Source organism: Rhodopseudomonas sp. BR0G17 (assembly GCF_010907025.1).
GTDB classification, from domain to species: domain Bacteria; phylum Pseudomonadota; class Alphaproteobacteria; order Rhizobiales; family Xanthobacteraceae; genus Rhodopseudomonas; species Rhodopseudomonas palustris_H.
Genome location: NZ_QUML01000006.1, coordinates 1 through 23,827, shown reverse-complemented (window position 1 = coordinate 23,827; position 23,827 = coordinate 1). Strand labels below are relative to the sequence as shown.

The 23,827-nt window shown below is 64.4% G+C and carries 20 protein-coding genes; 10 read left to right on the top strand and 10 right to left on the bottom strand.

Annotation, left to right across the window (positions count from 1 at the left end):
- The first annotated feature begins 4 nt into the window (after positions 1-4).
- A complete protein-coding gene (locus DY467_RS06720; RefSeq protein WP_164634775.1) occupies positions 5-1,771 on the top strand; it encodes an N-acetylglutaminylglutamine amidotransferase in 1,767 nt (588 codons plus the stop codon).
- The gene (locus tag DY467_RS06715) at positions 1,764-2,993 is read left to right on the top strand and encodes a carboxylate-amine ligase (protein ID WP_164634773.1); all 1,230 of its coding nucleotides are present in this window, start codon (positions 1,764-1,766) and stop codon (positions 2,991-2,993) included. The genes DY467_RS06720 and DY467_RS06715 overlap by 8 nt, the downstream gene beginning before the upstream one ends.
- Before the next feature lie 33 nt (positions 2,994-3,026).
- On the opposite strand, the gene DY467_RS06710 is transcribed toward DY467_RS06715, so the two are convergent.
- Both DY467_RS06710 and DY467_RS06705 read right to left on the bottom strand, forming a co-directional pair.
- Positions 3,027-6,263: an efflux RND transporter permease subunit gene (locus tag DY467_RS06710; RefSeq protein ID WP_164634771.1), complete on the bottom strand. Its 3,237-nt coding sequence runs from the start codon at positions 6,261-6,263 to the stop codon at positions 3,027-3,029.
- Between the two features lie 128 nt (positions 6,264-6,391).
- Positions 6,392-7,588 carry an efflux RND transporter periplasmic adaptor subunit gene (locus DY467_RS06705; protein WP_164634769.1) on the bottom strand — a complete coding sequence of 399 codons (1,197 nt, stop codon included), beginning with the start codon at positions 7,586-7,588 and terminating at the stop codon, positions 6,392-6,394.
- 198 nt (positions 7,589-7,786) lie between these two features.
- On the opposite strand from DY467_RS06705, the gene DY467_RS06700 reads away from it, so the two are divergent.
- The 3 genes from DY467_RS06700 to DY467_RS06690 all read left to right on the top strand — a co-directional run bounded on the left by DY467_RS06700 (position 7,787) and on the right by DY467_RS06690 (position 10,816).
- A complete protein-coding gene (locus DY467_RS06700) occupies positions 7,787-8,374 on the top strand; it encodes a TetR/AcrR family transcriptional regulator (protein WP_164634767.1) in 588 nt (195 codons plus the stop codon).
- Between the two features lie 136 nt (positions 8,375-8,510).
- Positions 8,511-9,677: a GGDEF domain-containing protein gene (locus DY467_RS06695; RefSeq protein ID WP_164634765.1), complete on the top strand. Its 1,167-nt coding sequence runs from the start codon at positions 8,511-8,513 to the stop codon at positions 9,675-9,677.
- Positions 9,678-9,829: 152 nt separating this feature from the next.
- Positions 9,830-10,816 carry an aldo/keto reductase gene (locus DY467_RS06690; RefSeq protein WP_164634763.1) on the top strand — a complete coding sequence of 329 codons (987 nt, stop codon included), beginning with the start codon at positions 9,830-9,832 and terminating at the stop codon, positions 10,814-10,816.
- A gap of 21 nt (positions 10,817-10,837) precedes the next feature.
- Here DY467_RS06690 and DY467_RS06685 read toward each other — a convergent pair whose 3' ends face one another.
- Positions 10,838-11,254: a hypothetical protein gene (locus tag DY467_RS06685; protein ID WP_164634761.1), complete on the bottom strand. Its 417-nt coding sequence runs from the start codon at positions 11,252-11,254 to the stop codon at positions 10,838-10,840.
- Positions 11,255-11,761: 507 nt separating this feature from the next.
- Here DY467_RS06685 and DY467_RS06680 point away from each other — a divergent pair.
- Positions 11,762-12,409, top strand: coding sequence for a CPBP family intramembrane glutamic endopeptidase (locus DY467_RS06680; protein WP_164572781.1), 648 nt, complete (start codon positions 11,762-11,764; stop codon positions 12,407-12,409).
- A gap of 9 nt (positions 12,410-12,418) precedes the next feature.
- Here DY467_RS06680 and DY467_RS06675 read toward each other — a convergent pair whose 3' ends face one another.
- Both DY467_RS06675 and DY467_RS06670 read right to left on the bottom strand, forming a co-directional pair.
- Positions 12,419-14,281: a potassium transporter Kup gene (locus DY467_RS06675; RefSeq protein WP_107344909.1), complete on the bottom strand. Its 1,863-nt coding sequence runs from the start codon at positions 14,279-14,281 to the stop codon at positions 12,419-12,421.
- A gap of 260 nt (positions 14,282-14,541) precedes the next feature.
- The gene (locus tag DY467_RS06670) at positions 14,542-15,378 is read right to left on the bottom strand and encodes a tetratricopeptide repeat protein (RefSeq protein ID WP_164634759.1); all 837 of its coding nucleotides are present in this window, start codon (positions 15,376-15,378) and stop codon (positions 14,542-14,544) included.
- A gap of 299 nt (positions 15,379-15,677) precedes the next feature.
- On the opposite strand from DY467_RS06670, the gene DY467_RS06665 reads away from it, so the two are divergent.
- A complete protein-coding gene (locus DY467_RS06665; RefSeq protein ID WP_107344910.1) occupies positions 15,678-15,851 on the top strand; it encodes a DUF1328 domain-containing protein in 174 nt (57 codons plus the stop codon).
- A gap of 175 nt (positions 15,852-16,026) precedes the next feature.
- A complete protein-coding gene (locus DY467_RS06660; protein WP_011158576.1) occupies positions 16,027-16,323 on the top strand; it encodes a hypothetical protein in 297 nt (98 codons plus the stop codon).
- A 102-nt stretch (positions 16,324-16,425) separates the two neighbouring features.
- Here DY467_RS06660 and DY467_RS06655 read toward each other — a convergent pair whose 3' ends face one another.
- The 3 genes from DY467_RS06655 to DY467_RS06645 form a co-directional block, all read right to left on the bottom strand.
- The gene (locus DY467_RS06655) at positions 16,426-17,049 is read right to left on the bottom strand and encodes a GNAT family N-acetyltransferase (protein WP_104511635.1); all 624 of its coding nucleotides are present in this window, start codon (positions 17,047-17,049) and stop codon (positions 16,426-16,428) included.
- A 253-nt stretch (positions 17,050-17,302) separates the two neighbouring features.
- On the bottom strand, positions 17,303-17,701 hold the full coding sequence (locus tag DY467_RS06650) for a PaaI family thioesterase (protein ID WP_164634758.1): 399 nt from the start codon (positions 17,699-17,701) through the stop codon (positions 17,303-17,305).
- A 148-nt stretch (positions 17,702-17,849) separates the two neighbouring features.
- Complete coding sequence (locus DY467_RS06645) at positions 17,850-19,130, bottom strand: ArgE/DapE family deacylase (RefSeq protein WP_164634756.1); 1,281 nt, start codon at positions 19,128-19,130, stop codon at positions 17,850-17,852.
- A gap of 133 nt (positions 19,131-19,263) precedes the next feature.
- On the opposite strand from DY467_RS06645, the gene DY467_RS06640 reads away from it, so the two are divergent.
- Positions 19,264-19,527, top strand: coding sequence for a DUF6719 family protein (locus tag DY467_RS06640; RefSeq protein WP_107344914.1), 264 nt, complete (start codon positions 19,264-19,266; stop codon positions 19,525-19,527).
- 27 nt (positions 19,528-19,554) lie between these two features.
- Here DY467_RS06640 and DY467_RS06635 read toward each other — a convergent pair whose 3' ends face one another.
- Entirely contained in the window at positions 19,555-19,929 is a 375-nt protein-coding gene (locus DY467_RS06635; RefSeq protein WP_234820241.1) for a hypothetical protein, read from the bottom strand.
- Between the two features lie 1,212 nt (positions 19,930-21,141).
- A complete protein-coding gene (locus tag DY467_RS06630; protein WP_107346629.1) occupies positions 21,142-21,690 on the bottom strand; it encodes a CreA family protein in 549 nt (182 codons plus the stop codon).
- Positions 21,691-21,900: 210 nt separating this feature from the next.
- Between DY467_RS06630 and DY467_RS06625 the strand changes: the two genes are divergently transcribed.
- Complete coding sequence (locus tag DY467_RS06625; protein ID WP_164634754.1) at positions 21,901-23,544, top strand: L,D-transpeptidase family protein; 1,644 nt, start codon at positions 21,901-21,903, stop codon at positions 23,542-23,544.
- Positions 23,545-23,827: the final 283 nt, after the last annotated feature.

Below are 23,827 nucleotides of genomic sequence, written 5' to 3'. Positions count from 1 at the left end.
AAAGATGTGTGGAATCTGCGGAGAGATCCGCATGCGTGGCGAGCCCTCGATTTCGTCATCGAAGGCCGTCACCCGCGCGATGCATCGACGCGGACCTGATGCGGAAGGATTGTTCGCACAGGGCAGTATGGCATTCGGCCATCGGCGCCTCAGCATTCTCGATCTGGCCGCCGCTTCGCAGCAGCCGATGATCGATAGCGAACTCGGGCTCGGCATCGTTTTCAACGGCTGCATCTACAATTTCCGCGAGCTACGCGAACAGCTGTCGCAGCGCGGCTACCGGTTCTTCTCGCAAGGCGACACAGAAGTCATCCTCAAGAGCTATCATGCCTGGGGGGCCGATTGCGTCACCAAGTTCAAGGGCATGTTCGCCTTTGCGCTGTGGGAGCGCGACAGCGGCCGCGTCGTGCTGGCGCGCGATCGCCTCGGCATCAAACCGCTGTACTACATCGACCACCCTGACTATTTCCGCTTCGCGTCCGACCTGCCCGCGCTGCTCGCAGGCGGCGACGTGGATACATCGCTCGACCCAGTCGGACTGCATCACTTCTTCAGCTTCCACGCCGCCGTGCCGCCTCCGCGCACCATCCTGCGTGGTGTCAGAAAGCTCGAACCCGCCACCATTCTCACCTTGGAGCCCGATGGATCGAGGACCACGCGGCGCTATTGGAGTTTTGCGGTCGGCGCGCGGCGCGACGATCGGGCGATGACCGAGCAGGAGTGGACCGACGCGGTCACCGAAGCGATGCTGAATGCCGTCGATCGCCGCCGCGTCGCTGACGTGCCGGTCGGCGTCTTGCTGTCCGGCGGCCTCGATTCGTCGCTGATCGTGGCTCTGCTCGCTAGGCTCGGCCATGCCGACGTCAAAACCTTCGCGATCGGCTTCGACAGTATCGGCGAGCACCGCGGAGACGAGTTCTATTATTCCGATCTGGTGGCGAAGCACTTCGCCACCGCCCACGAGCAGATCAGGATCGACGGCCGGGAGGCTCTGCAGCATCTGCCGGACGCGATCCAGGCGATGTCCGAGCCAATGGTCAGCCACGACGCCGTCGCCTTCTATCTATTGTCCCGCGAGGTCGCCAAGCGAGTCACCGTGGTGCAAAGCGGTCAGGGCGCCGACGAAGTGTTCGGCGGCTATAGCTGGTACCCTTCCCTGCTCACCGCAAATAATGCCTCCGACCAGTATCGCGAAGTGTATTTCGACTGGAAGCACTCCGACATCGCCAAACTGCTGACGCCGGATCTGGTCGCGGACGACTACAGTTCGGAGTTCGTCGAGAACTTCTTCGACCGCACCTCGGCGAGTTCGCCGGTCGACAAGGCACTGCAGATCGACGCCGAAATCATGATGGTCGACGATCCGGTCAAGCGGGTCGACAACATGACCATGGCCCATGGCCTCGAAGCGCGGGTCCCATTTCTGGACCACGAGGTGGTCGAACTCGCCGCCCGGCTGCCCACCTCGCTCAAGCTCGGCGACGGCGGCAAGTACATTCTCAAGAAGGCGGCCCGAGCGCTGCTTCCTGCGGAGGTCATCGACCGGCCGAAGGGCTATTTCCCGGTGCCAGCCCTGCGGCATCTGCAGGGAGAATTCCTCGACTACGTTCGCGACACCCTGTCCTCGTCCGCTGCGCGCAGCCGCGGCCTGTATCGTCCTGAGTTCATCAATCACATGCTCGATCATCCCGAAGCAGAAATGAGTCCGAAAGGTCATTCGCGGCTGTGGCAGGCCGCCCTCCTCGAAGCTTGGTTGCAGACCCATGTTTGATCCTAAGATCCTCGACAAGCTCAGGCTCAACCTGAGCGCCAATCAGCAGCACTTGGTGATCCGGTCTGCGATCGGCATCGATGCCAATGCTGCCTATTCGTTCGGCATCGAAGAAGAGTATTTTCTCGCCGACGCAAAGACGTTCGAAGTCGCCATGCAGACGCCGAACATCCTGTTCGAGGCCGCGAGCTGGTCGACCGGCGGTCAGGCGATGCGGGAGATGTTGCAGGCACAGATCGAAGTAGCCACCAACGTCCATGTCGACCCGAGCGATGCCCGCGAGGAGCTGCGCTTCCTGCGTAATGAAGTGGCGGCAGCGGCGGCGCAGCACGGATTGGTGATCATGGCCAGCGCGACCCACCCGACCGCGTCGTGGCGGTTTTCCAAGCCGAGCCCGAAGCCGCGCTATGCGGAAATGATCGAGGACCTGCGGACCATCGGTCACCGCAACATGCTCTGCGGCATGCATGTTCACGTCCAGATCCCACCGCCGGTCGAGCGCGTCGCGGTGATGCGGGCAATGATCCCTTATCTGCCGCTGTTCATCGCGCTGGCGACCTCGTCGCCGTTCTGGAACGCCAAGGAGACCGGGCTGCGCGGTTATCGCCTCGCCGCTTACGACGAATTGCCCCGCACCGGCCTGCCGGAATTGTTCACCACTCAGGCCGAGTACGACGCCTATGTCGAGGCGTTGGTGCGATCGGGCGTGATGCCAGACGAAAGCTACGTCTGGTGGGCACTGCGGCCGTCGCTGCGTCACCCCACCCTCGAGCTTCGCGCGCCCGACGTGTGCACCCGGCTTGAGGACGCGGTGCTGATCGCGTCGCTGTACCGGGCTTTGATCAAGTATCTCTGCGAACATCCCGCCTCAGCCAACAAGGTCGGGAACGTCGAACGCGCGATTGCGGTGGAGAATAAGTGGCGTGCTCAGCGCTACGGCACCGACTGCATCTTTGCCTCGAAGGATGGTCCGATCGAGATCCGCGAGTTTCTCGACCAGGTGATCGCTCGCGTGCTGCCGCATGCCGAAGACCTCGGCTGCGCCAAAGAGGTCGAAGGCTGCCGCGAGATCCTGGAGCGCGGCAGCTCGGCCGATGCCCAGCTCCGGGCCTATCGTGACAGCGGTGGCGATCTCCGCGCCGTCACGCGATGGATCGCGCGCCAGACCCTCGGAGAGGACGCCGCCCCGTCCGCACGCGGACGGGCCGAACAGGTCCAGTAAGTCCGCCACGCCGTCTGCGCTGATCGGTGCGCATCAGGGATGCGACCCGATCGCCGTTTGCCGACGCGGTTCGGCGTCATGCGCGGCTGGCGACAATGGCGCGGCTTGATCGACCGTCCCCTCGCCATGCTGCGTCAGCGGCCGGTTGCCGGTCAGGGCGCGCAGCAGCACGTAGAACATCGGCGTGAAGAAGATGCCGAATGCCGTGACGCCGATCATGCCGGCGAACACCGCGACACCCATGGCGTGGCGCATCTCAGAGCCAGCCCCGGTCGAAGTCACCAGCGGCACCACACCCATGATGAACGCCATCGAGGTCATCAGGATTGGCCGCAGCCGCAAGCGGCTGGCTTCGATCGCGGCCTGGATCGGCTTGCGCCCGGCGAATTCGAGCTCGCGCGCGAACTCGACGATCAGGATCGCGTTCTTCGCCGACAACCCGACCAGCACGATGAGGCCGATCTGAGTGAAGACGTTGTTGTCGCCCTTGCTGATCCAGACGCCGAACATCGCGGCGAGCAGTCCCATCGGCACGATCATGATGATCGACAGCGGCAGCGTCAGGCTTTCGTATTGCGCGGCCAGCACCAGGAACACCAGCAGCAGCGCCACCGGGAACACGATCAGCGATGAATTGCCGGCGATGATCTCCTGGTAGGTCAGCTCGGTCCATTCATACGAGGTACCCTTCGGCAGCGTCTCCTTGGCGACCCGCTCGATCGCGGCCTGCGCCTGCCCGGTCGAGAAACCCGGCGCAGCACCGCCGCTGAGGTCGGCGGTGAGAAAGCCGTTGTAGCGCATCGCCCGCTCCGGCCCGGCGCTTTCCTTGACCCGCAACAGCGTCGACAGCGGGATCATCTCGCCGGATTCCGAACGCACCTTGAGCTGGCCGATGTCGTCCGCCCGCGCTCTGAACTTGGCGTCGGCCTGCACCCGCACCGAATACGTGCGGCCAAACTTGTTGAAGTCGTTGACGTAGAGCGATCCGAGATAGATCTGCATGGTCTCGAAGATCGACGTCACCGGCACGTTGAGCTGCCGGGCCTTGGTGCGATCGACATCGGCGTACAGTTGCGGCACGTTGATCTGATAGCTGGTGAACAGCCCCGCCAGCTCCTTCTGCGCGCTTGCCTTGGCGACGAACGCCTTGGTCGCCTCGTTGAGCGCCTCGTAGCCGAGCCCCGCGCGATCCTCGATCTGCAGCTTGAAGCCGCCGATCGTGCCGAGCCCCGCCACCGGTGGCGGCGGGAACATGGCGATGAACGCATCCTGGATACCGGCGAACTTCTTGTTCAGCGATAGCGCGATCGCGTTGCCGCTCAGCGACTTGTCCTTGCGCTCGGCGAAGTCCTTAAGGCCGATGAAGACGATGCCGGAGTTCGACGAGTTGGTGAAGCCGTTGATCGACAGGCCGGGAAATTGGATCGAGTTCTCGACCCCGGGCTCCTGCTGGGCGATCTCGCCCATCCGGCGGATCACTTCCTCAGTGCGGTCCAGCGTGGCCCCGTCCGGAAGCTGCGCGAAGCCGACCAGATACTGCTTGTCCTGCCCTGGCACGAACCCGCCCGGCACCGCGTGGAACAGATAGAACGTCGCGCCGACCAGCAGCAGATACAGCCCCATGCCCGCTGCCCGGCGCGACACCACGCGCCGAACGCCGCCGCCATAAGCCTCCGAGCTGCGGGTGAAGAAGCGATTGAAGCGAACGAAGAACCAGCCGAGGGTCTTGTCCATCGCCTTCGTCAGCGCGTCCTTCGGTGCGTCATGGCCCTTCAGCAGCAGTGCGGCGAGCGCCGGCGACAGCGTCAGCGAATTGAAGGCGGAGATCACCGTCGAAATCGCCACCGTCAAGGCGAACTGCTTGTAAAACTGCCCGGTGAGGCCGGTGATGAAGGCGAGCGGCACGAACACCGCGACCAGCACCAGCGCGATCGCAATGATCGGCCCGGTGACCTCACGCATCGCCTGGTAGGCGGCCTCCTTCGGGCCCAGGCCGCGTTCGATGTTACGCTCGACGTTCTCAACCACGACGATGGCGTCGTCGACCACGATGCCGATTGCCAGCACCAGGCCGAACAGCGTCAGCGCGTTAATCGAGAAGCCGAACACGTGCATCACCGCGAAGGTGCCGACCACGGACACCGGCACCGCGATCAGCGGGATGATCGACGCGCGCCAGGTCTGCAGGAACAGGATCACCACCAGCACGACCAGCGCGATCGCTTCGAGCAGCGTGTGGATCACGGCTTCAATCGAGGCCCGGACGAACTGGGTCGGGTCATAGACGATGTCGTAGGAGACGCCGTCCGGCATGTTCTGCTTCAGCTCCTTCATCGTCGCGCGGACGTTGTCGGAGATCTGGATCGCGTTCGAGCCCGGCGACTGGAAGATCGGCACCGCCACCGCGGACTTGTTGTTGAGCAGCGAACGCAGCGCGTAGTCGGCGGCGCCAAGCTCGATCCGCGCGACATCGCGCAGCCGCACCACCTCGCCGTTGTCGCCATTCTTGACGATGATCTCGCCGAATTCCTCTTCGGTCTGCAGCCGCCCCTGCGCATTGACGGAGAGCTGCAGGTCGAGCCCAGGCTCGCCCGGCGAGCTCCCCACCTGCCCGGCCGCGGCCTGGACGTTCTGCGCGCGGATCTCGCGCACCACGTCGGCCGGCGACAGGCCGCGCTCGGCGACCTTCTGCGGATCGAGCCAGACCCGCATCGAATAGTCGCCGGAGCCGAACAACTGCACTTGGCCGACGCCGGGAATCCGCGCCAGACGATCCTTGACGTTGAGCACCGCGTAGTTGCGCAAATACGTCATGTCGTAGCGGTCGTTCGGCGACATCAGGTGCACGACCATAGTGAGGTCGGGCGCGCTCTTGATGGTGGTGATGCCGAGTGCACGGACTTCCGCCGGCAGCCGCGGTTCGGCTTGCGAGACGCGGTTCTGCACCAGCTGTTGCGCCTTGTCGGGATCGGTGCCGAGTCGAAAAGTGACGTTGAGCGTCATCTTGCCGTCGGTCGTCGCCTGGCTGCTCATATAGAGCATGTTCTCGACGCCGTTGATCTGCTCCTCGATCGGCGTCGATACGGTCTCGGCGATCACCTTCGGATTGGCACCGGGATATTGGGCGGACACCACGATCGTCGGCGGCGCGACTTCGGGATATTCGGAGATCGGCAGCACCGGCATCGACAACAGGCCGGCGAGGAAGATCACCGCCGACAGCACGCCGGCGAAGATCGGGCGATCGATGAAGAACTTGGAGAAATTCATGACTGTGATCCGCCGGTTCGCCCGCGCACGAGCGCAATGATCCCTGCACGACGGACGGGACGTCTGCCGCGTGATGTCTGACGAGAAGAAGGAGGTTCGGCTCCGCCTTGGCGGCGGAGCCGCAACGGTTAGTTCTGAGCCACCGTCTTGTTCGCGGCGGCATCCATCGCCACCGTCTCGGGCTTGATGGTGACGCCGGGACGGACCCGCTGCAGGCCGTTGACGACGATGCGCTCGCCGGCCTTCAGCCCGGACGCCACCACGCGCAGGCCATCGACCGACGCCCCAAGCGTCACTTCGCGATATTCGGCGTGGTTTTGGCCATCGACCACCATGACGAACTTCTTGTTCTGGTCAGTGCCGACTGCGCGCTCGCTGACCAACAGCGCTGGCTCGGGCTTCGGCTGCCCCATCGACAGTCGCGCGAACTGGCCCGGCATCAGCCGGCCATCGGCATTGTCGAACATGGCGCGCACCCGCACCGTACCGGAGCGCGGATCGACCTGATTGTCGATGAACTGCATCTTGCCTTTCACCGGTGCCCCGCCCGCGATCGTCGTCATCTCGACCGGGATGCGTTCGATGGCGCCCGGCGTTCTCTCATCAGCGAGCGTCTTCAATGCGCGGGTCACGACCTGCTCATCGGCATTGAAGCTGGCATAGATCGGATTGACCGAGACCAGCGTCGTCAATAGCGGCGAGCTCGGACCGGCGGCGATCAGATTGCCGACGGTGATCTCCACCTTGCCGACCCGGCCGGAGACCGGGGCGCGGATTTCGGTGTAGCTGAGGTTCAGCTCGGCGGTCTTCAGTGCCGCCTCGGCGGATTTGAGGTTTGCCTCGGCCTCGCGATAGGCGTTGAGGCGGTTGTCGACCTCGCGCTGGGTGATGCTGGAGCTGGAGAGCTGCTGGCTGCGCTCGACATCGGCCTTGGTGAAGACGACGCGCGCGCGGGCCGCCGACAATTGCGCCTGGGCCCGATCGACCTCGGCGGCGTACAGCGACGGGTCGATCCGGACCAGCAAGTCGCCCTTGTTTACCAGGGCGCCTTCGCGGAACTGGATCTCCTGGACGGCCCCGGCGACCCGCGAGCGGATCTCCACGCGCTCGATTGCCTCGAGCCGGCCGGAGAACTCCTCCGAGGGGGTCGTGGCCTTGGCCTCGACCAGCGCCACCGATACCGGCACAGCGGCCGGCGCCGCCGCAGCCGTTTCCGCCTGCGCGGCTCCGGTGCGCTCCATCAGCACCGCGCCGCCGGCGAGAGCTACCGAAGCCGCCACAATCCCGGCACACAGCGCGACATTTCGACCAATCTTATTCGCCATGATGACTCCCGTTCAACCATAGCGGGCTTGCAAAAAGCCCAGCAACTTCAGTAACTCGTGGGTGCGATGCAGTTGCCGAGACGCCTCTCGGGCCATGTTGCGACGCACATATCCATACCGTCCGGTATAGATGGACTATCGACATCCACTGTCAAGAGACTTATCTACCGGTCGGTAGAAATCTCTGGAGATCCAGCCATGGCCCTGGGACGCCCCCGCGAATTCGACGTCGATGCGGCGCTCGACCTCGCTTTGCATGTGTTCTGGCGCAAGGGGTACGAAGGCACCTCGATGGCCGACCTCACCGAGGCGATGGGGATCACCAAGCCGAGCCTGTATGCGGCCTTCGGCAACAAAGAAGACCTGTTCCGGAAGGCCCTCGACCGCTACGTCGACGGCCCTGGCGGCTACTATCAGGCCGGCCTGCAGAAGCCGACCGCGCGCGAAGTGGTCGAACACATTCTGTACGGCGCGGTCGACGCTATGACCGATCCCAGCAACCCCGGCTGTCTGGCGGTGCAAGGCGCGCTGTGCTGCGGCGAAGCGGCGGAGACGATCAAGCAGGAACTGGCCGCCCGGCGCGCCAAGGGCGAGCAGGACCTGCAGGACCGCCTCGCCCGCGCGATCGCCGATGGCGATCTGCCAGCCACCGCCGATGCCGGCGATTTGGCGCGCTACGTTGCGGCGATCCTGCAGGGTATGGCGGTGCAGGCGGCGAGCGGCGCCTCCTCCGATCAGTTGCGCAAGCTCGCCGACATGGCACTCCGCAACTGGCCGCCCGTGTAACGCCAGGCCGGCGCAGCGGTTGCGAAGACCCCTGGCCGCTCCACCGCAAACATTTCATTAAGGATACGCCCACCCGGCTACCAACGTTGGGCGCAGTTGCTATCGCTTATTAGGAACTGTCTACGATGTTGCGACTATGCGCTTTCCGGTGTTGTCCCGTTTCCTGCATCCCGACCCGCGGATTCGCCGCGAGCTGGTCGAATTGCTCTACACCTCGCTGCCACAAGTGGCCGCGATCGGCGTCACTTCCGTCACCGGAGCCTTGGCACTGACGGTGATCAGCGGCGATCCCGGCTACGCGGTGATCACGCTGTGCATCTTCGTCATGGCCACCGCCCGCGTGGTTTCACTCCTGCGCTACAAGGCGCGCGCCGCGCAGTTCACCGATGCCGATGTGGTGCGCTGGGAGCGACTGTACGGCGCGGGCGCCACGCTCTTCAGCCTCGCGCTCGGCGCGCTGTCGTTCCGTGCGCTGCAACTCGGCGACGGACCGGGCGCCTGGGTGTCGTTCGGACTGGCGATGTCGTACTGCGTCGGCATGGTGTCGCGCGCCGCGATCCGGCCGTGGATCATTCTCACCGCCGCGGCCGCTCTGCTGACGCCGATCATGATCGCCGGAATGATGCGGCCTGAGCTCGCCTACAAGATCGGCGCCGGCATGCTGGTGCTGTTCTGGCTGACCCTGCGCGAAGCCTCGAAGCATCTCAGCGCCGCATTCACCGAGCGCCTCGAAGCCAAGCACCGCCTGGCGCGCCAGGCCACGCACGATTTCCTCACCGACCTGCCGAACCGCGCCGGCTTCCTGCAGGCGCTGTCGGGGATGGCAGGACACTTCGCCGTGGTGGCGATTGATCTCGACGGCTTCAAGCCGATCAACGATCGCCATGGTCATCACACCGGTGACGATCTCCTCCGCCAGGTCGCCGAGCGGCTGACCGCCTGCGTCGGCGCCGAGGGCGTCGCCGCACGGTTCGGCGGCGACGAGTTCATGCTGCTGAAGCCGGTCGCGAGCGCCGAACAGGGCCGCGACGAAGCTCTGGCCTTGGCCCGCAAGGCGGTGTTCGACCTGTCGATGCCGTATCTGCTGGGGGAGCTGCCGGTGTGCATCGGTGCCAGTGCCGGCATCGCCGTCAGTCATGCGACGCTGGCTGGAATCACCACGGCGCAATTGCTCGAACGTGTCGACCGCGCGCTGTATGTGGCGAAGCGCGCCGGCGGCGGTTGCGCCTGGGCGGATGGTGAAGTCGAGCAATCCTGCTGCCCGCGCAGCGCGCCGTTTTCGATGGACCCTGCGGCGGCCTGATCGTCGATAAGTCCGAGCGTCGACGTTCACGGTAACTACTCACCACCCCCTCTGAGAAGCTTCATTTGCGCCAATTCAATGCGCGCCCTGTCGTCGCCGTGACACAACTCCGGCGTCAGATCGTGCCGTGCAATGAGGTCGGAGTGAGTGCGATGAGGCAGCGAATTCTCGGCAACAGCGGGATCAGCGTCGGTGAGATCGGGCTCGGCTGCATGGGAATGTCGCCGGAATTTTACGGCTCCTCTGATGATGCCTCATCGCTGCGCACGCTAGAGCATGCCTACGAACGCGGCGTCACGCTGTACGACACGGCCGACATGTACGGCCGCGGTCACAATGAGCAACTGCTCTCATCGTTTCTGCGCATGCACCCGGACGTGCGCATCGCCAGCAAATTCGGCATCGTCCGCCATGACAACGTACTTGAGCGCACGATCGATAACTCGCCGGCCTACATCGTCCAGGCTTGCGACGCTTCGTTGAAGCGGCTCGGCGTCGAGGTCATCGATCTGTACTACGTGCACCGCATCGACACCAACCGGCCGATCGAGGAAACCATCGGCACGATGGCGCGGCTGGTCGAGGCCGGCAAAGTCCGCGCGCTCGGCATTTCGGAGTGTTCGGCGGCGACGCTGCGCCGGGCGCACGCGGTGCATCCGATCGCCGCGGTGCAGAGCGAGTACAGCCTGTGGACCCGCGATCCGGAAGCCGAAGTGCTGCCGGCGTGCAACGAGCTCGGTATTGCCTTCGTCGCTTACTCGCCGCTCGGCCGCGGCATGCTGACTGGCACGATCAACGACCCAAACAGCTTCGAAGCGAACGATTACCGCCGCCGTTCGCCGCGGTTCGTCGGCGACAATCTCGATGCCAATCTGAAGCTCGTGGAAAAGGTCCGGCAGCTCGCGGCCGCTAAACGCTGCACGCCGGCGCAGCTTGCGATCGCCTGGCTGCTGCACCAGAGCGATCGGATCATTCCGATCCCCGGTACGCGGCGGATCGCGACGCTGGATGAAAACCTCGGCGCGTCCGAGGTGTCGCTGAGCGCGGATGATCTTGCGACCATCCGCGACGCGCTGCCGGCTGGCGCCGCCGTCGGCGCGCGCTACCCGGACAGTGCGCTGGCCGGCCTCAACGGCTGAGGCCGACCAGCGGAATTGAGACTAGGTCTTCGGAGCGGCGGCCGGCGCCTTGTCGAAGAAGCCGTTGTAGCAGGCGAGCCGCTCATCCTCTTCCTTCAGCAGGCGACAATCCGCCGCAGTCTTGGCCGGCTTCGCCTTGGCACCCGCCTTGGTCGCCTTCGGCTTCGGCGGATACACCGCATCGAAGCAATCCAGCCGCTCCTTGGTGGCGTCCTCGATCTCGACGCAGGCCTTCACCTGATCAGCAATCGACGGCTTGGCGGCCGCCGTGTGCTTGGCCGCCTTGTGGCCCTTCGGCTTGATTTGCACCAACGGCTGATCGCCCACCATCGGCGTCCCATTGGTAGCGGCCGGCGCTGTGCCGGCAGCCGGTGCATTGCTCTGCGCCAGTGCCGCGCTCGACACGAGCAGCGCGGCAAGTACCATGATCGTTCTCATCGAAATCCCCGTCCCTTGCCCCGTACCACACGCGGCTGGCCGCCGCCCGCGGCGATGATCCTCAAACCGGAGCCGTCGGGTGCCGTCAAGCACGCCGGCTACCGCAGCCCTGGTCCTTCCACCACTCAGCACGGCGTTGCGATTGCGGCAGGTTTTGGGCAAGCCTACTCGGCTCCACATCTGCCGCGACTGGCCAGATGAGCGCCGAGGCGCTACAGCAGCACCAATGAAACGGATGCTGATGGTCCTTGCCGTCCTGATACCGGCCTCAGCCGGTGCGGAACCGCACAAATCGGCGGCGCCTGCGGCGCGCGCGGAACCGAGTAGCGCGCCGACGCGCCCAGTCGCGTCCGGGCGAAATCCATGCTCGGCGTTCGGCCCGGGTTTCGTCCAGGTCGAAGGCGGAACCACGTGCGTCAAGCTCGGCGGCAGCATCAGCGTCGGGGCCGGCGTCCGCCGCTAACCTCGGAGCCATCCGTACTGGAACCCACCGGCTAATACCGGATTATGGGTCTCATGACGTTTTTGCGACAGGTTCCCACCCAAACCGCAGCCGCCCCGCATCCGGCTGTCCGCTTCGCTCCGCTCGCCGGGTTGACGCTGCTGCTGGCAGCACCGGGCCTCGCTATCCAATTCGGGCTGCTGCCGTTCGAGTACCGGATGGGCGCCCTGATCGTGGTGTCGGCCCTGTGCGTTGGGCTGTGCCTGTGGGCGGGCTTCTCTTTCACCGAACTCGGCTTCGGCCGTCCGCACCAATGGCGGCATTGGCTTGGAGCTGTTGCGGTCACCAGCCTGATCTCGGCGGTGATGCTGCTCCAAACCCGGCTGTTCAGTTTCGACGCGCAGCCACCGGCCTGGCTCAGCTTCGCACCGTTCTACGTGCTGGTATCAAGTCCGTGCCAGGAGGTGGTGTGCAGATCGATTCCGAAGCTGATCACCGACCGGATGGAGCACGGCGGCTGGGCCTATGTGCTGTATTCGGCGGCGCTGTTCTCACTGATCCACCTCTGCTACGGCGATCCGGCCCTGCTACTCAACACCTTCCTGCTCGGCGTGGTGTGGGGATTCGTGTACTGGCGCACGCTCAACATTTGGCCCCTGATCGCCTCGCACGCCGCCGTCGGCACCCTCGCCTTTGCCCTCGGGCTTGCCTGATCGGCGTCCTCAAATCTCGAGCTGCGTCCCAAGCTCGACCACACGGTCGGTCGGAATCTTGAAGAAGGTCGTCGCGCGCGTCGCGTTCAGCGTCATGAACGTGAACAGCCGCTCGCGCCACAGCGCCATGCCGGGATTGAGACTCGGCACGTAGGTTTCCCGGCTGAGGAAGAACGAGGTCGACATCATGTTGAACTCGTGCCCGAACTGTTTGCACAGCGAAAGCGCGGCCGGAACGTCCGGCGTCTGCATGAAGCCGTAGCGGATGATCAGGCGATGGAAGCCGTCGCCGATATCAGTCATATGCACGCGTTCGCTGTCCGGCACGTAGGGCGTTTCGGCCGTACTCACCGTCGTCAGGATGACGCGCTGATGGACGGTCTGATTGTGCTTCAGATTATGCAGCAACGCCGGCGGCACGCCATCGGTCGCGGCGGTCAGAAACACCGCCGTGCCCCGGGCGCGCGACACGTTCGGCCCAAGCGCGCGCAGTACCACGTCCAACGGCACCGCCTGCTTCTTGAGCTGCTTGCGCACCAGCGCTCGCCCACGCCGCCAAGTCGTCAGAACCGTGAACGAGATGAAGCCGATGAACAGCGGGAACCAGCCGCCCTGCGCGACTTTGATGATGTTGGCGGCGAAGAACGCAAAGTCGAGCAGCAGCAGCGTGCCGATCACCACCGCGACCACGGCCGGGTGCCATCGCCAGAGAAGTGCGGCGACGAACGACACCAGGATGGTGTCTATCATCATCGTGCCGGTCACGGCGATGCCGTAGGCCGCCGCCAGATTGCTCGATGACTGGAAGCCCACCACCAGCGCCATCACCGCGAGATAGAGCGTCCAATTGGTGAACGGCACATAGATCTGGCCGGCCTCTTCGCCCGAGGTGTGAACGATCGTCATCCGCGGCAGCAGGCCGAGCTGGATCGCCTGCCGCGCCACCGAGTAGGCGCCGGAGATCACCGCCTGCGACGCGATCACGGTCGCCAGCGTCGCCAGCCCGACCATCGGCACCACCATCCATTCCGGCCCGAGCCGGAAAAACGGGTTCTGGATCGCCGACGGATCGTGGATCAGCAGCGCGCCCTGGCCGAAATAGTTCAGCAGCAGCGCCGGCAGCACCAGGCCGAACCAAGCCAGACGGATCGGAAAGCGGCCGAAGTGCCCCATGTCGGTGTACAGCGCCTCACCGCCGGTGACGGCCAACACCACCGAGCCGAGCGCGTAGAAGCTCATCAGCGGATGACGGAACACGAATTCGATCGCGAAGGTGGGGCTGATCGCTTCGAGCACTTCGGGCGCATGCACGATGTTGGCGATACCAAGCAAGGCCAGCGTCAGGAACCACAGGCACATGACCGGGCCGAACAGCCGCCCGACCAATCCGGTGCCGCGCGACTGGATGGCAAACAGCAGAGTCAGCACCACGGCCGTGATCGGCACCACATAGGCCTTCAGGTCCGGCGTGACGACTTCGAGGCCTTCCACGGCGCTGAGCACCGAGATCGCTGGCGTGATCATGCTGTCGCCGTAGAACAACGCGGCGGCGATCACCCCGAGCATCATCAGCGGATAGTGCACGCGGCGTCCGCGCGTCAGTTCGGTCACCAGCGCCAAAAGCGCCAGGCTGCCGCCCTCGCCGTGGTTGTCGGCGCGCATGATGACGATGACGTACTTCACCGTCACCAGCAGCATCACCGTCCAGAACACCAGCGACAGCACGCCGAAGATGTTGTCCGGCGTCACCGGAATCGGGTGGTGGCCGGCGAAGGTTTCCTTCAGGGCGTAGAGCGGGCTGGTGCCGATGTCGCCGAACACGACTCCGATGGCACTGACCAGGAGACCGATGCCCTTCTTCTGCTGGCTCATTGCCTATCCTCGGGCCGCCTGGGCGGATGCAATAGACGCGGGGCACAGCACCTGCCGCGCGGGCGCCGCAGCCGGACCATGAGCCGGCGCGCTGCGCCGATGTCCCCGGGGCAGCACTCGAAATCGGTCCCGCGTCTGTTGCATGAAGGCTACGCCCCTTGATTGACCTGGATCAGGGGCGCGCGGCGCCAACGCTCCAGGACGTGGTCGAGTGTGTGTTGATTCGGTTGAAGCCAGTCAGGCGCGGCTGCGTCGATTGCCTAGAAGCATAGGTTTGTCACCATGTTTCCGCGCTTGTCCTTAAGCACATAGGGGCAATCGCTCCGCTTCAGCGCCGCCTTGGCGTCGGCATTGCCGAGCGCGGCAGCCTTCTCGTAGTACGCTTTGGCCGCGTCACTGTCCTTCGGACCGCCGCGGCCGGCCTGGGCGAACGCGCCCATTTGCAGCAGAGCACCGGGGTGGCCCTGCCCCGCCGCCTTCTCGAACAGAGCTCGCGCGCCGACGTCGTCTTTCGGACCGCCGATACCGTCGGCCATCATCATGCCGAGCTGATATTGCGCCTCGGCGTTACTCTCCGCGCCCTTGGCAAGCAAGGCTCGGGTTTTCACGGGGTCGGACGACGCCCCACCGCCGAGCGCCGCCAGATTGCTGATACCGCGCGGGTTGCCCGCGGCCGCAGCACGCTCCAGGAGCTGCCGCGCCTTGGCATCGTCCTTCGGCAGCCCGACGCCGGTCGCGTAAGCCACGCCGAGTTCAACCATGGCTGCGCTCGAGCCCTTATCCGCGGCCTTACGGTAAGCGGCCATCGCCTCGGCGGTCTGCCCGCCGGCCGCATAGGCACGACCGAGCGCGTACATCGCCCGGCGCGATCCGGCGGAAGCAACACGGCAGTACTTGATGGCGGTCGCGACATCGCCGGGCGCGATCTCAGTCACGCCTTTCACGTCGGCAGGCTTGTCGGGATCGGCCGGGTCAGCGGCGATCCGATCGCACAACACCAGATCGGCCGACTGCGCGTGTGCGGAGGTGATCGCGCCCCCAAGTAACAGCGCGAGCAGGACAGCCGATCCGCCGGCGGCCCACGATCTCGTCATCATCATTCATCCCCAAACACGCGGGCCGCGCCGGCCCCCGGCAAGCAGCCTCCGGCCGCCACGGGCAGCCTCGATCGGGCGCAATCTAGCCAATCCCCACGCAGGTTTAAACTGACCCGGCGCGACAAAGGATTGTGGAGGAGACCCGCGGGCTATCGAAAACCGACTTGCCGCAAGCATCAGGATGGGCATCGGGCGCCGGCTCTTGCCCTGCGTCAGCCGCTCGATCGGGCCAAACCCGTGTCGGAACTATTGCATTTGCGCGTCGTTCAAGCCGGCAGTCTCAGCCAAGGAAGAACCTAATGACGATTTTGAAATGGGCGCTGATCTTTCTGGTCGTTTCGATCATCGCCGGCATCTTCGGATTCACCGGAATTTCCGCCGCGTCTGCCGACATCGCGCGGATTCTGTTCTACATCTTCGTGGTGATTTTCGTCGTGCTGCTGATTCTCGGATTCACGATCTTCAGAGCCTAATCAGTACGCAGCGCCCTGCGCTTCGGCGCAGGGCAGCCATGATCTGCTCCCTGTTTGATCTGCCGCAAGCGGTGGCCCGCCACCTTCGACCAAGGTCCGGTTCGCGTCGCCGATATTCAATATTGCAATGCAACATCGGCTCCACTAGGTAAACGCACTCAACCCGGGGCCGTCGATGAGCGAAGACTGGAATACCAAATATGGCGTGCGGCGCGTGCGACGCGACCCGCCGACTCTTGAAGAAGCGATCTTTGCGGCGGCCGGCATCACCGACGACGTTGACTCGCAGGCGGAGATTGCCGCGTCCCTGATGGGGATGCCGATCGAAGCCGTGTTGAAGGAAGTCCGGAAGTCGGCCCGTGCCTCGGCACGGACGTCGCGGGTGATCACCGGCGAACAAGGCTTCCAGCGCTCGGTCGTGGTTGAGCGCCGGGTGTCGCGCCGGATCGTCGGCAACGACAAGCGGATCTGACCGACCTGCGCGCTCGGCCGTTCTAGCGCACCAGCTTCTGACCAAAAAAAGAACGCCGCGGGCTGTTAGCACGCGGCGTTGTTGTTTTGCGGTGCCGGATCGTCAGGCCGCGCGATTGAAGCCCGACATTCTCAGAAACAGGTTCCAGCAAGCCTGATTGAAGGAGATCAGCGCATTGGCCGCGCCGCCCGGAATGTCGATCGAGCGCGAGGGCGCGACCGTGTCAGCCTCGTGCTGGAGATCGATCGTGCCGGTCGACTCACCCTGGCGGAAGGTCAGGTGTGCGCCGAACTTGTTAGCGAGCGCGCGCATCGCCTGGTTCTGCGAGCCGGTGGTGATCCGCAGCTTCTCGTAGCCGAGCGAGCGTGCGACCTCCATCAGCTGCTTGAACAGAATGCTGCCGATGCCCTTGCGGCGCAGATGGCTTTCCACGCTGAAGGCGATTTCGGGAAGCGAGTCGATGTGCAGATCGGGCTGATGCAGCTCAGCAGCCGCATGCACAGAGCCGTCTTCCGCAAAGAATGCGATGATGATGGTGCCGTCGCCGCCGCACTTCATGGCGTAGCGATCGATGAAGCCTTCGTCGGCGAAGCCATTGAAGCGATCGCGCCGGCTTTCGGCGTCGAGGCGCAACAGGTGATCCCGCAGCAGCGGCAGCTCTTGATTGATCAGGGATCGGATCGTCCCTTTTGAGCCGGTGAGATCGGCGATGAGAGCGTCGTGCATAAGTCTTCTCTCCTCTCGGGATGACCCTCAAGGAGGCGTTCTCTTCCCTAGACAGAAGTCATATTGTGCATTGCACAATAATATTCAAGACCCATTCGCAGGCGACGCCTAGGAAAGAACGGCGGAGAGCCCTCGAACTTTCGCAAAACCTATCTAAACTAAGGCGGTTAAGGAAGCTTGAGGCAGCGCAAACGGTGCTCGGGGAGCGGTTTTGCGTCGCACCCTCGTAATCTTACGGAGGGCTAAGACCTTATCATAGCACCATCTGCGTCTGCGTGACCACGGCCACCAATTTGCCGTCCTCGGTCTCGATTCGGGTCTGCCACACCTGGGTCCGCCGTCCGCGATGCACCGGCGTGGCGGTCGCCACCACGGTTGAGCCGGCCCTCGCCGGGCCGATGAAGTTGGTCTTGCTCTCCAGCGTCGTGGTGCCCTTGGCATCGGCCGGCAGGTTGATCACCGTCGCGGCCGCGCCGACGCTGTCGGCCAGCGCCATCACCGCACCGCCATGAATGCTTGCACCCACGGTGCAGAGATCGTCACGCACCAGCAGCGTGGCGACGACACGGTCGGGTTCGGCTTCGGTGAAGCGGAGCCCCATCAGCGCCGCGAACGGCAGCGGAAATGAATTGATCTTCTCCAGCGGCGTCATGGTCGCGCCTCCCCTGCCCGCCGATGTGGCGACGGCGGCGCGGGCTGCCGACCGTCGCTCATTTGGATTTGTCAGGCGGACCGATGCCTACCGGTCCGCCTCGGTGCAATGACCTGTCAGGTCATCGACGCAGCACGCGAGCTGTGCCTCAGACCGGCTCGACGCCACACCATTCGGCAATGAACAGCGCGGTCGCCTTGGTCGATTGCCGCAGCGAGTCGAGATCGACGTACTCATTGAAGCCGTGCATCGCCGCACCGGAAGCGCCGAAGCAAAGACTGGGGATGTTGTAGTTGAGGCCATAGAACCGAGTGTCGGTCAACGCGGTGAACACCAAATCTTCGGGCGCACCGCCATACACCGCGGAGAACGCCTTGCCGAAGGCGGCCTCGGGTTCGGCCGAGTTGGTCAGCTCATAGCCTTCCGACAGGAAGCCCGACCACTCCACCTGCGGCGGATTGTTCGACAGGAAGCGGTGGTTGCGCGCCGCCGCGGTGACGCAGGCCATGATCTCGGCCTGGTGGTCGGCGACCGACCAGCCCGGCAGGATGGCGATGCGGCAATCGACGTCGCACCACGCCGGCACACTGGATGCCCAGTCTCCGCCCTTGATAATTCCAGGGTTGAAATTGATCGGATGCGCCACGCTCTTGAAGTGGCGATCGCTCGCCGCGCGCTTGTTCCACTCCTCCTCGAGCTTCTCCAGCGCGTGGATCAAGTGATACGCCGCGGTGATGGCGTTCGATCCCGACCCGGCCTCGAACACATGGACCGGAAAACCGCGCACCTTCAGCCGAAACCAGATCACCCCGACCTGGGAACGCACCATCTTGCCGCCGGTCGGCTCGGGAATGAAGCAGGCATCGGCGCGATAACCGCGCTGCAGGGTCGAGAGCGCGCCGACGCCGGTGCTCTCCTCCTCGATGACCGATTGAAAGTGAATCCGCCCCGTCGGACGCAGGCCGGCGGCCTTGATCGCATCTAATGCGTACAACGCGCCGATGGTGCCGGACTTCATGTCGCATGCGCCGCGGCCGTACATCCGGCCGTCCTTGATCGCGGGCGAAAACGGCGGAGAGTCCCACATCTCCAGCGGCCCGGTCGGCACCACGTCGCAATGCCCCTGCAGGATCAGCGACCGGCCGGCATTGGTCGACGGCCGATAGGTGCCGACCACGGTCCGCGCTTTCGAAAAATCGTGCTCGATCGGACCATAGCCGCGGAGATCCTTGAGATCGTCGAGGTCGATATGCCAGTCGTCGACTTCATAGCCGCGCTGCCGGAGCAGATCTCCGATCATGTCCTGACACGGGCCCTCGGCCCCGCGGGTGCTGGGGATCGCAACGAAGTCACGCGTGGTGGCGAGTTGGGCGTCGAAACCTGCATCGACGGCATCGAGAATGCGGCGCTGGAGATCGTTATCGCTCATGCGGGTGGGCGCTCCTTTTTTGTTTGGTCTGACACCGGCGCGCGGATCAAACCACAGATCGCCCGATTTTCCATGCAGTTTGGCCCTGCGATCGAATCATGCCCTCATGCCGCGCCACCGTTCAGGAGATCCGATGTTCCGTTCACAACCTTTGCGTTCGCCTCTGACCGTGATCGTGCTCGGAGCCGCCGCGCTTCTCGCCGTTGCAACGCCGGCCGCCGCACAACAACTGCAGGTCTTCCGCGAACAGGACATCACCGAACTGCGGCTCGGCCAGAAGATCCTGGTCGACGATGGCTCCTGCCCCAATGGTCAGATCAAGGAAGTCACGGGATCGACGCTGTCGGCCTCGGGCGTCGTGGCGACGGTCAAGTGCATCCCGCGCGTGCGGCGCTGACTGGCTCACGTCCGGAAGGCAGATGAGTTAGTCGGCCGGATCGAACATGCACTGCAGAGCCGGCTTGGCGATCAGCGTGAAGGTGGCGCTGATCTGCGACTGCTTGGTCTGCGGCACCCAATCGTTGTCGATGGTCGGCACACCACTCTCGCGGATGCCGCGCAGCAGCGCCTGACGCAGGTCGCTATCGGACACTTTGGCCGCGGCATGATCGTGCAGGCAGCCGCAAACAGAGTCGGGATGCGCCCACCGACCGGTCATATGCGCGGTACACTGGCGGATGAATTCCATCCGAGCATCCTGAGCGCCAAATAGGGACCGGGTCTGTGTATGGGTCTGCGCCTGCGCCGCATGGCCGATCATCAGGCCGAAACCGACCGCCAGCGCAGCCATCCGAAACATCGTCACCAATTCCGACTCCATTCGGCGAGGTCGCCGCCTCGCCAGACTGCGCCATCCCGGACCGCAGCAACTTCCGCCACAGGGGGGCCGATATAGGCGAAGGTCCCGGGGCCCGGCAGCCGCCCTTCTGATGAGCCGGCGGATGAAGCACCGCTGGCCACCAAAGCGAGGGCAAGGAACAGGCTCCAAGTCCGCATCCGAGATCTCCTGCCGGTCGTCAGCCGGCCCGCCGCCGCTGCCGTTGATCAGTTGATAACCACGCTGTGTTTCCAGACCGCTGCAAGCGCGCAGCCGAATGGTTTCGTCCCACCCGCGAAATGTTTCGTCGGACCGTCCTCGACGAAACAATGCGGAAAAAACCATCGGGATTTCAGTGCGCTCTGGTTTGGCCCAGGACGCGGCCATGCACGACTAAAGTTGCTGGCGCTGATCCATCCGGTGGGCGGCGGTGACATCACCACGTCATCAATCGACGCTTAGTAGGGTGTGCATCCCGTTACACGCAGCGGTCCGAACGAGGGAGCCACCCACCCTCTGTTACCAACTTTGGCCGTTGGATAGTTGAGGCTGGTAATTTCTTTGGATCGGCTCTACAAATGATTAGTTGCGGAGCTTGGCGTGATCCAGCTTTGAGCCGCGCTGTGACGTCGGGTGCAGATCATTGCGGTGCATTACACCGCTGCCGTGGCAGAGACCTGGACGTTAGAGATCCAAAGATTAGCGGATCTCGCCCCTCGCCGCGCCGGCTGATCCGGTTTGCGTCACGAAAGCCCGCTTCGGTTCGGACCACGCGTCGCTTGGCGACGTGCGGCAACGATTCCGGATCGGCCGCGTTCATACATGATGGAGGAAACAAAAATGGCCAGTAATGCGCTCGGCGACGGCACTGGCAGCGACCGTCCCACAGAACGGCGCCATACCACCCGCCCGGAGGCTCTACACACTGAGCTGCTCCGCAACGGCCGCAGAGGCGTCGCGACATCGGGCGAGATGGCGCTGCAGGGACCGTTCGGCCATTCCGCTACACAAGGCATGCCGCAGCGCCTCGTGCGTCTCATTGGCTACTGCGCACCGGCCCGTTCGGCCGCGGCGCAGCCGCTCTCGACTGAGCGGGAGTCAGCCTGAATTCCAAGTGCCGTGAATTTCGACGTGCCAAAATGACACGTGGGCGCTTCGCTGCTCTCCGCAGCCGAAGCGCCGCCGCCTTGATCGTTACTTGAAGAAGTCCCCGCACTTCTCGATTGTGGCGTCCGCGCCCCACGGCATCACCGGCACCGACGACGTCGAGTTCTTCGGCGAGCCCTCGATCAGCTTGTCCGAGTACACCATGTAAACCAGCACGTTCCGCTTGGCGTCGCAGCCGCGGACGATCTGCATCCGCTTGAAGAACATCGAGCGGCGCTGGCTGAACATGTCGTCGCCTTGATCGAGCTTCTTGGTGAAGTGGATCGGTCCGACCTGCCGGCATGCCAGCGAAATGTCGGAGACTTCCTCGGCCAAACCGAGCCAGCCCTTGAAACCACCGCGCTCCGGCACGGTGAAGTGGCAGGCGACGCCTTTGATCTCCGGATCGTCGATGCCGTACACGGCGAGCTTGTCGTTGGGGCTCAGCAGCTTGAACACCGTCGAGCGTCGGAAGATCAGATCCGGATCGTCGGCGGCCACGGCAGCGGTGGAGGCGCCCGTCACGGCCAGCGCGAGCAGCGCCAGGGTCGCGGATTTGAAGCGGGAGAGGCGAAACTGAGAGGCACGCCGGTTCATCGAAATCTCCATAGAAACGGTTCTGTGCATTTGGTGAGCACGTTGCCGGTTTGAAAGGTGCAACTCCTGCCCGCCGCCGCGTTTAACCTCCGGTGAAGCTTTTTTGTTACGGTCGAACAGATTGCGCGACAGTTCGCCACGAAGGCGAACGCGTCTCGCGCCAGAGACACTAATCTAAAATCCTGCTGGCAAGATTCGGGGAAGAACTGCGTGCGCGTCTTTCAATGCGAAGCCGATTTCACCGACGAGCGTTACTCCCGCACCAGCAAGCGCACCGGTGCTGGGAGATTGACCATTTCGCAGGCCACGATCGCCGCAGGCATCATGGCCACTGCGATGGCGGCCACGCCCGTGCAAGCCTCGCCCGCCTGGTTCTGGTCGGACGAAGTGCCGATTTACGACGAGCCGCCGCCGGCTACGCCGAAGCGGCATTATCAGCATCCGCGCAAGCGGCTTCAGCTCGACCACAAGGCCGAAAAGCAGATCGAAAAGCAGGCGACCAAGCCGCAAGGGCCGGTGGTGATCGCGGTTTCGATCGAGCAGCAGAAGCTGCGGGTGTACGACGCCAACGGCCTGTTTGCCGAGACGCCGGTGTCGACCGGGATGCGTGGGCACTCGACCCCGATGGGCGTGTTCAGCGTCATCCAGAAGAGCAAATATCACCGCTCGAATATCTACAGCGGCGCCCCGATGCCCTACATGCAGCGCATCACTTGGTCGGGGATCGCACTGCATGCCGGCGCCCTCCCCGGTTACCCGGCTTCGCATGGCTGCATCCGGATGCCGATGACGTTCGCGGTGAAGATGTGGGGCTGGACACGGATGGGTGCCCGCGTGATCGTCGCCCCCGGCGACGTGACGCCGGTGAGCTTTGCTCATCCGCTGCTCGCCACCAAGAAGGTCGCGCCGGATCCCGAACCGATGATGTCGGATTCGCCGAAGCCGGCGACCACGACCAAATCCGACAAGGCGGCCGTCAATGACCAACCGGCGGAGCCCACGCTTTCCGCCGACGAGCTGCGGCGCGGCCTCGCGCTCGGCAGCGACAAGCCATCGGCCTCGCCGGTCCGGACCGCGGATGCGGCGGCGGCCACGGTGACGCTGACCGATGCTTCGTCGAGCAAAGCGCCTGAGACCACCGACGCCGCTCCCGCGACGACCGGGACCGTCGATACCGCCAAGGCTGCCAAGGCTCAGGACAAGTCAGTCGACACCAAACTTGCCGACGCCAACCCTGCTGATGCCAAGGCGCCTGCGGCCGCCGAGGCCGCACCGGCTACCGAGCAGTCCAAGGCGTCCGCTGCAACGAGCGACGACAAAGCCGCGACCTCGTCGGGCGCCAAGGACCAGTCGCACGCGCCGACCAGCGATGCTGCGCACACCGCCGCCGCCCCGATGCTGCCTGCGCCGAATCCGAGGGAGCAGATTGCCGCCTTCGTCAGCGGCAAGGATGGCAAGCTGTATGTCCGGCAGAACCAGACGCCGCTGTTCGACGTGCCGGTGACGATTGCCGCCAGCGACCGTCCGCTGGGCACTCACATCTTCACCGCTCAGCTCGACAAGGATCAGAGCGTGCGCTGGTCCGTCGTATCGCTGCCGGTCGCACTGTCTAAAGCGGAACCTGAAGTGCAGCGCAAATCTCGCCGTCACGGCAATGCCTTGACGGAAGAGTCGAAAGCTTCGCTTCACACCAATAGCCCCGCCGAAGCGCTCGATCGGCTAACCATCCCGCCGGAAGCGATGAAGCGGATCGCCGAAGCGCTGACCAATGGCGGCTCGCTGATCGTATCCGACCAGGGCATCGCCGCCGGCGAGACCGGCAAGGGCACCGACTTCATCGTCCGGTTGCGCTGAGCTGCGCACCTTCGAATCTGCGGGCAACTCCGCGGCCGTGGCAAAAAGCCGTTGGCACGGCTGGGTGCGAGCCTCTACCTTGGCGTGGCGATGCGTGCCGGCCCGACTCGGGCCGCGCTCGCTCGGACGGCCAAACGGCAGAAGGACTTCGGCATGCGGACAGCAGCAGCTTTGATCGTTGCAGGTGTGGTGTCTATCGGGACGACCGCGGCCTTTGCGCAGGCACCGAAAGCTCCCGCTCCCGCCGCTCCGCAGGCCGCCCCTGCCCCAGCGCCCTGTCCCT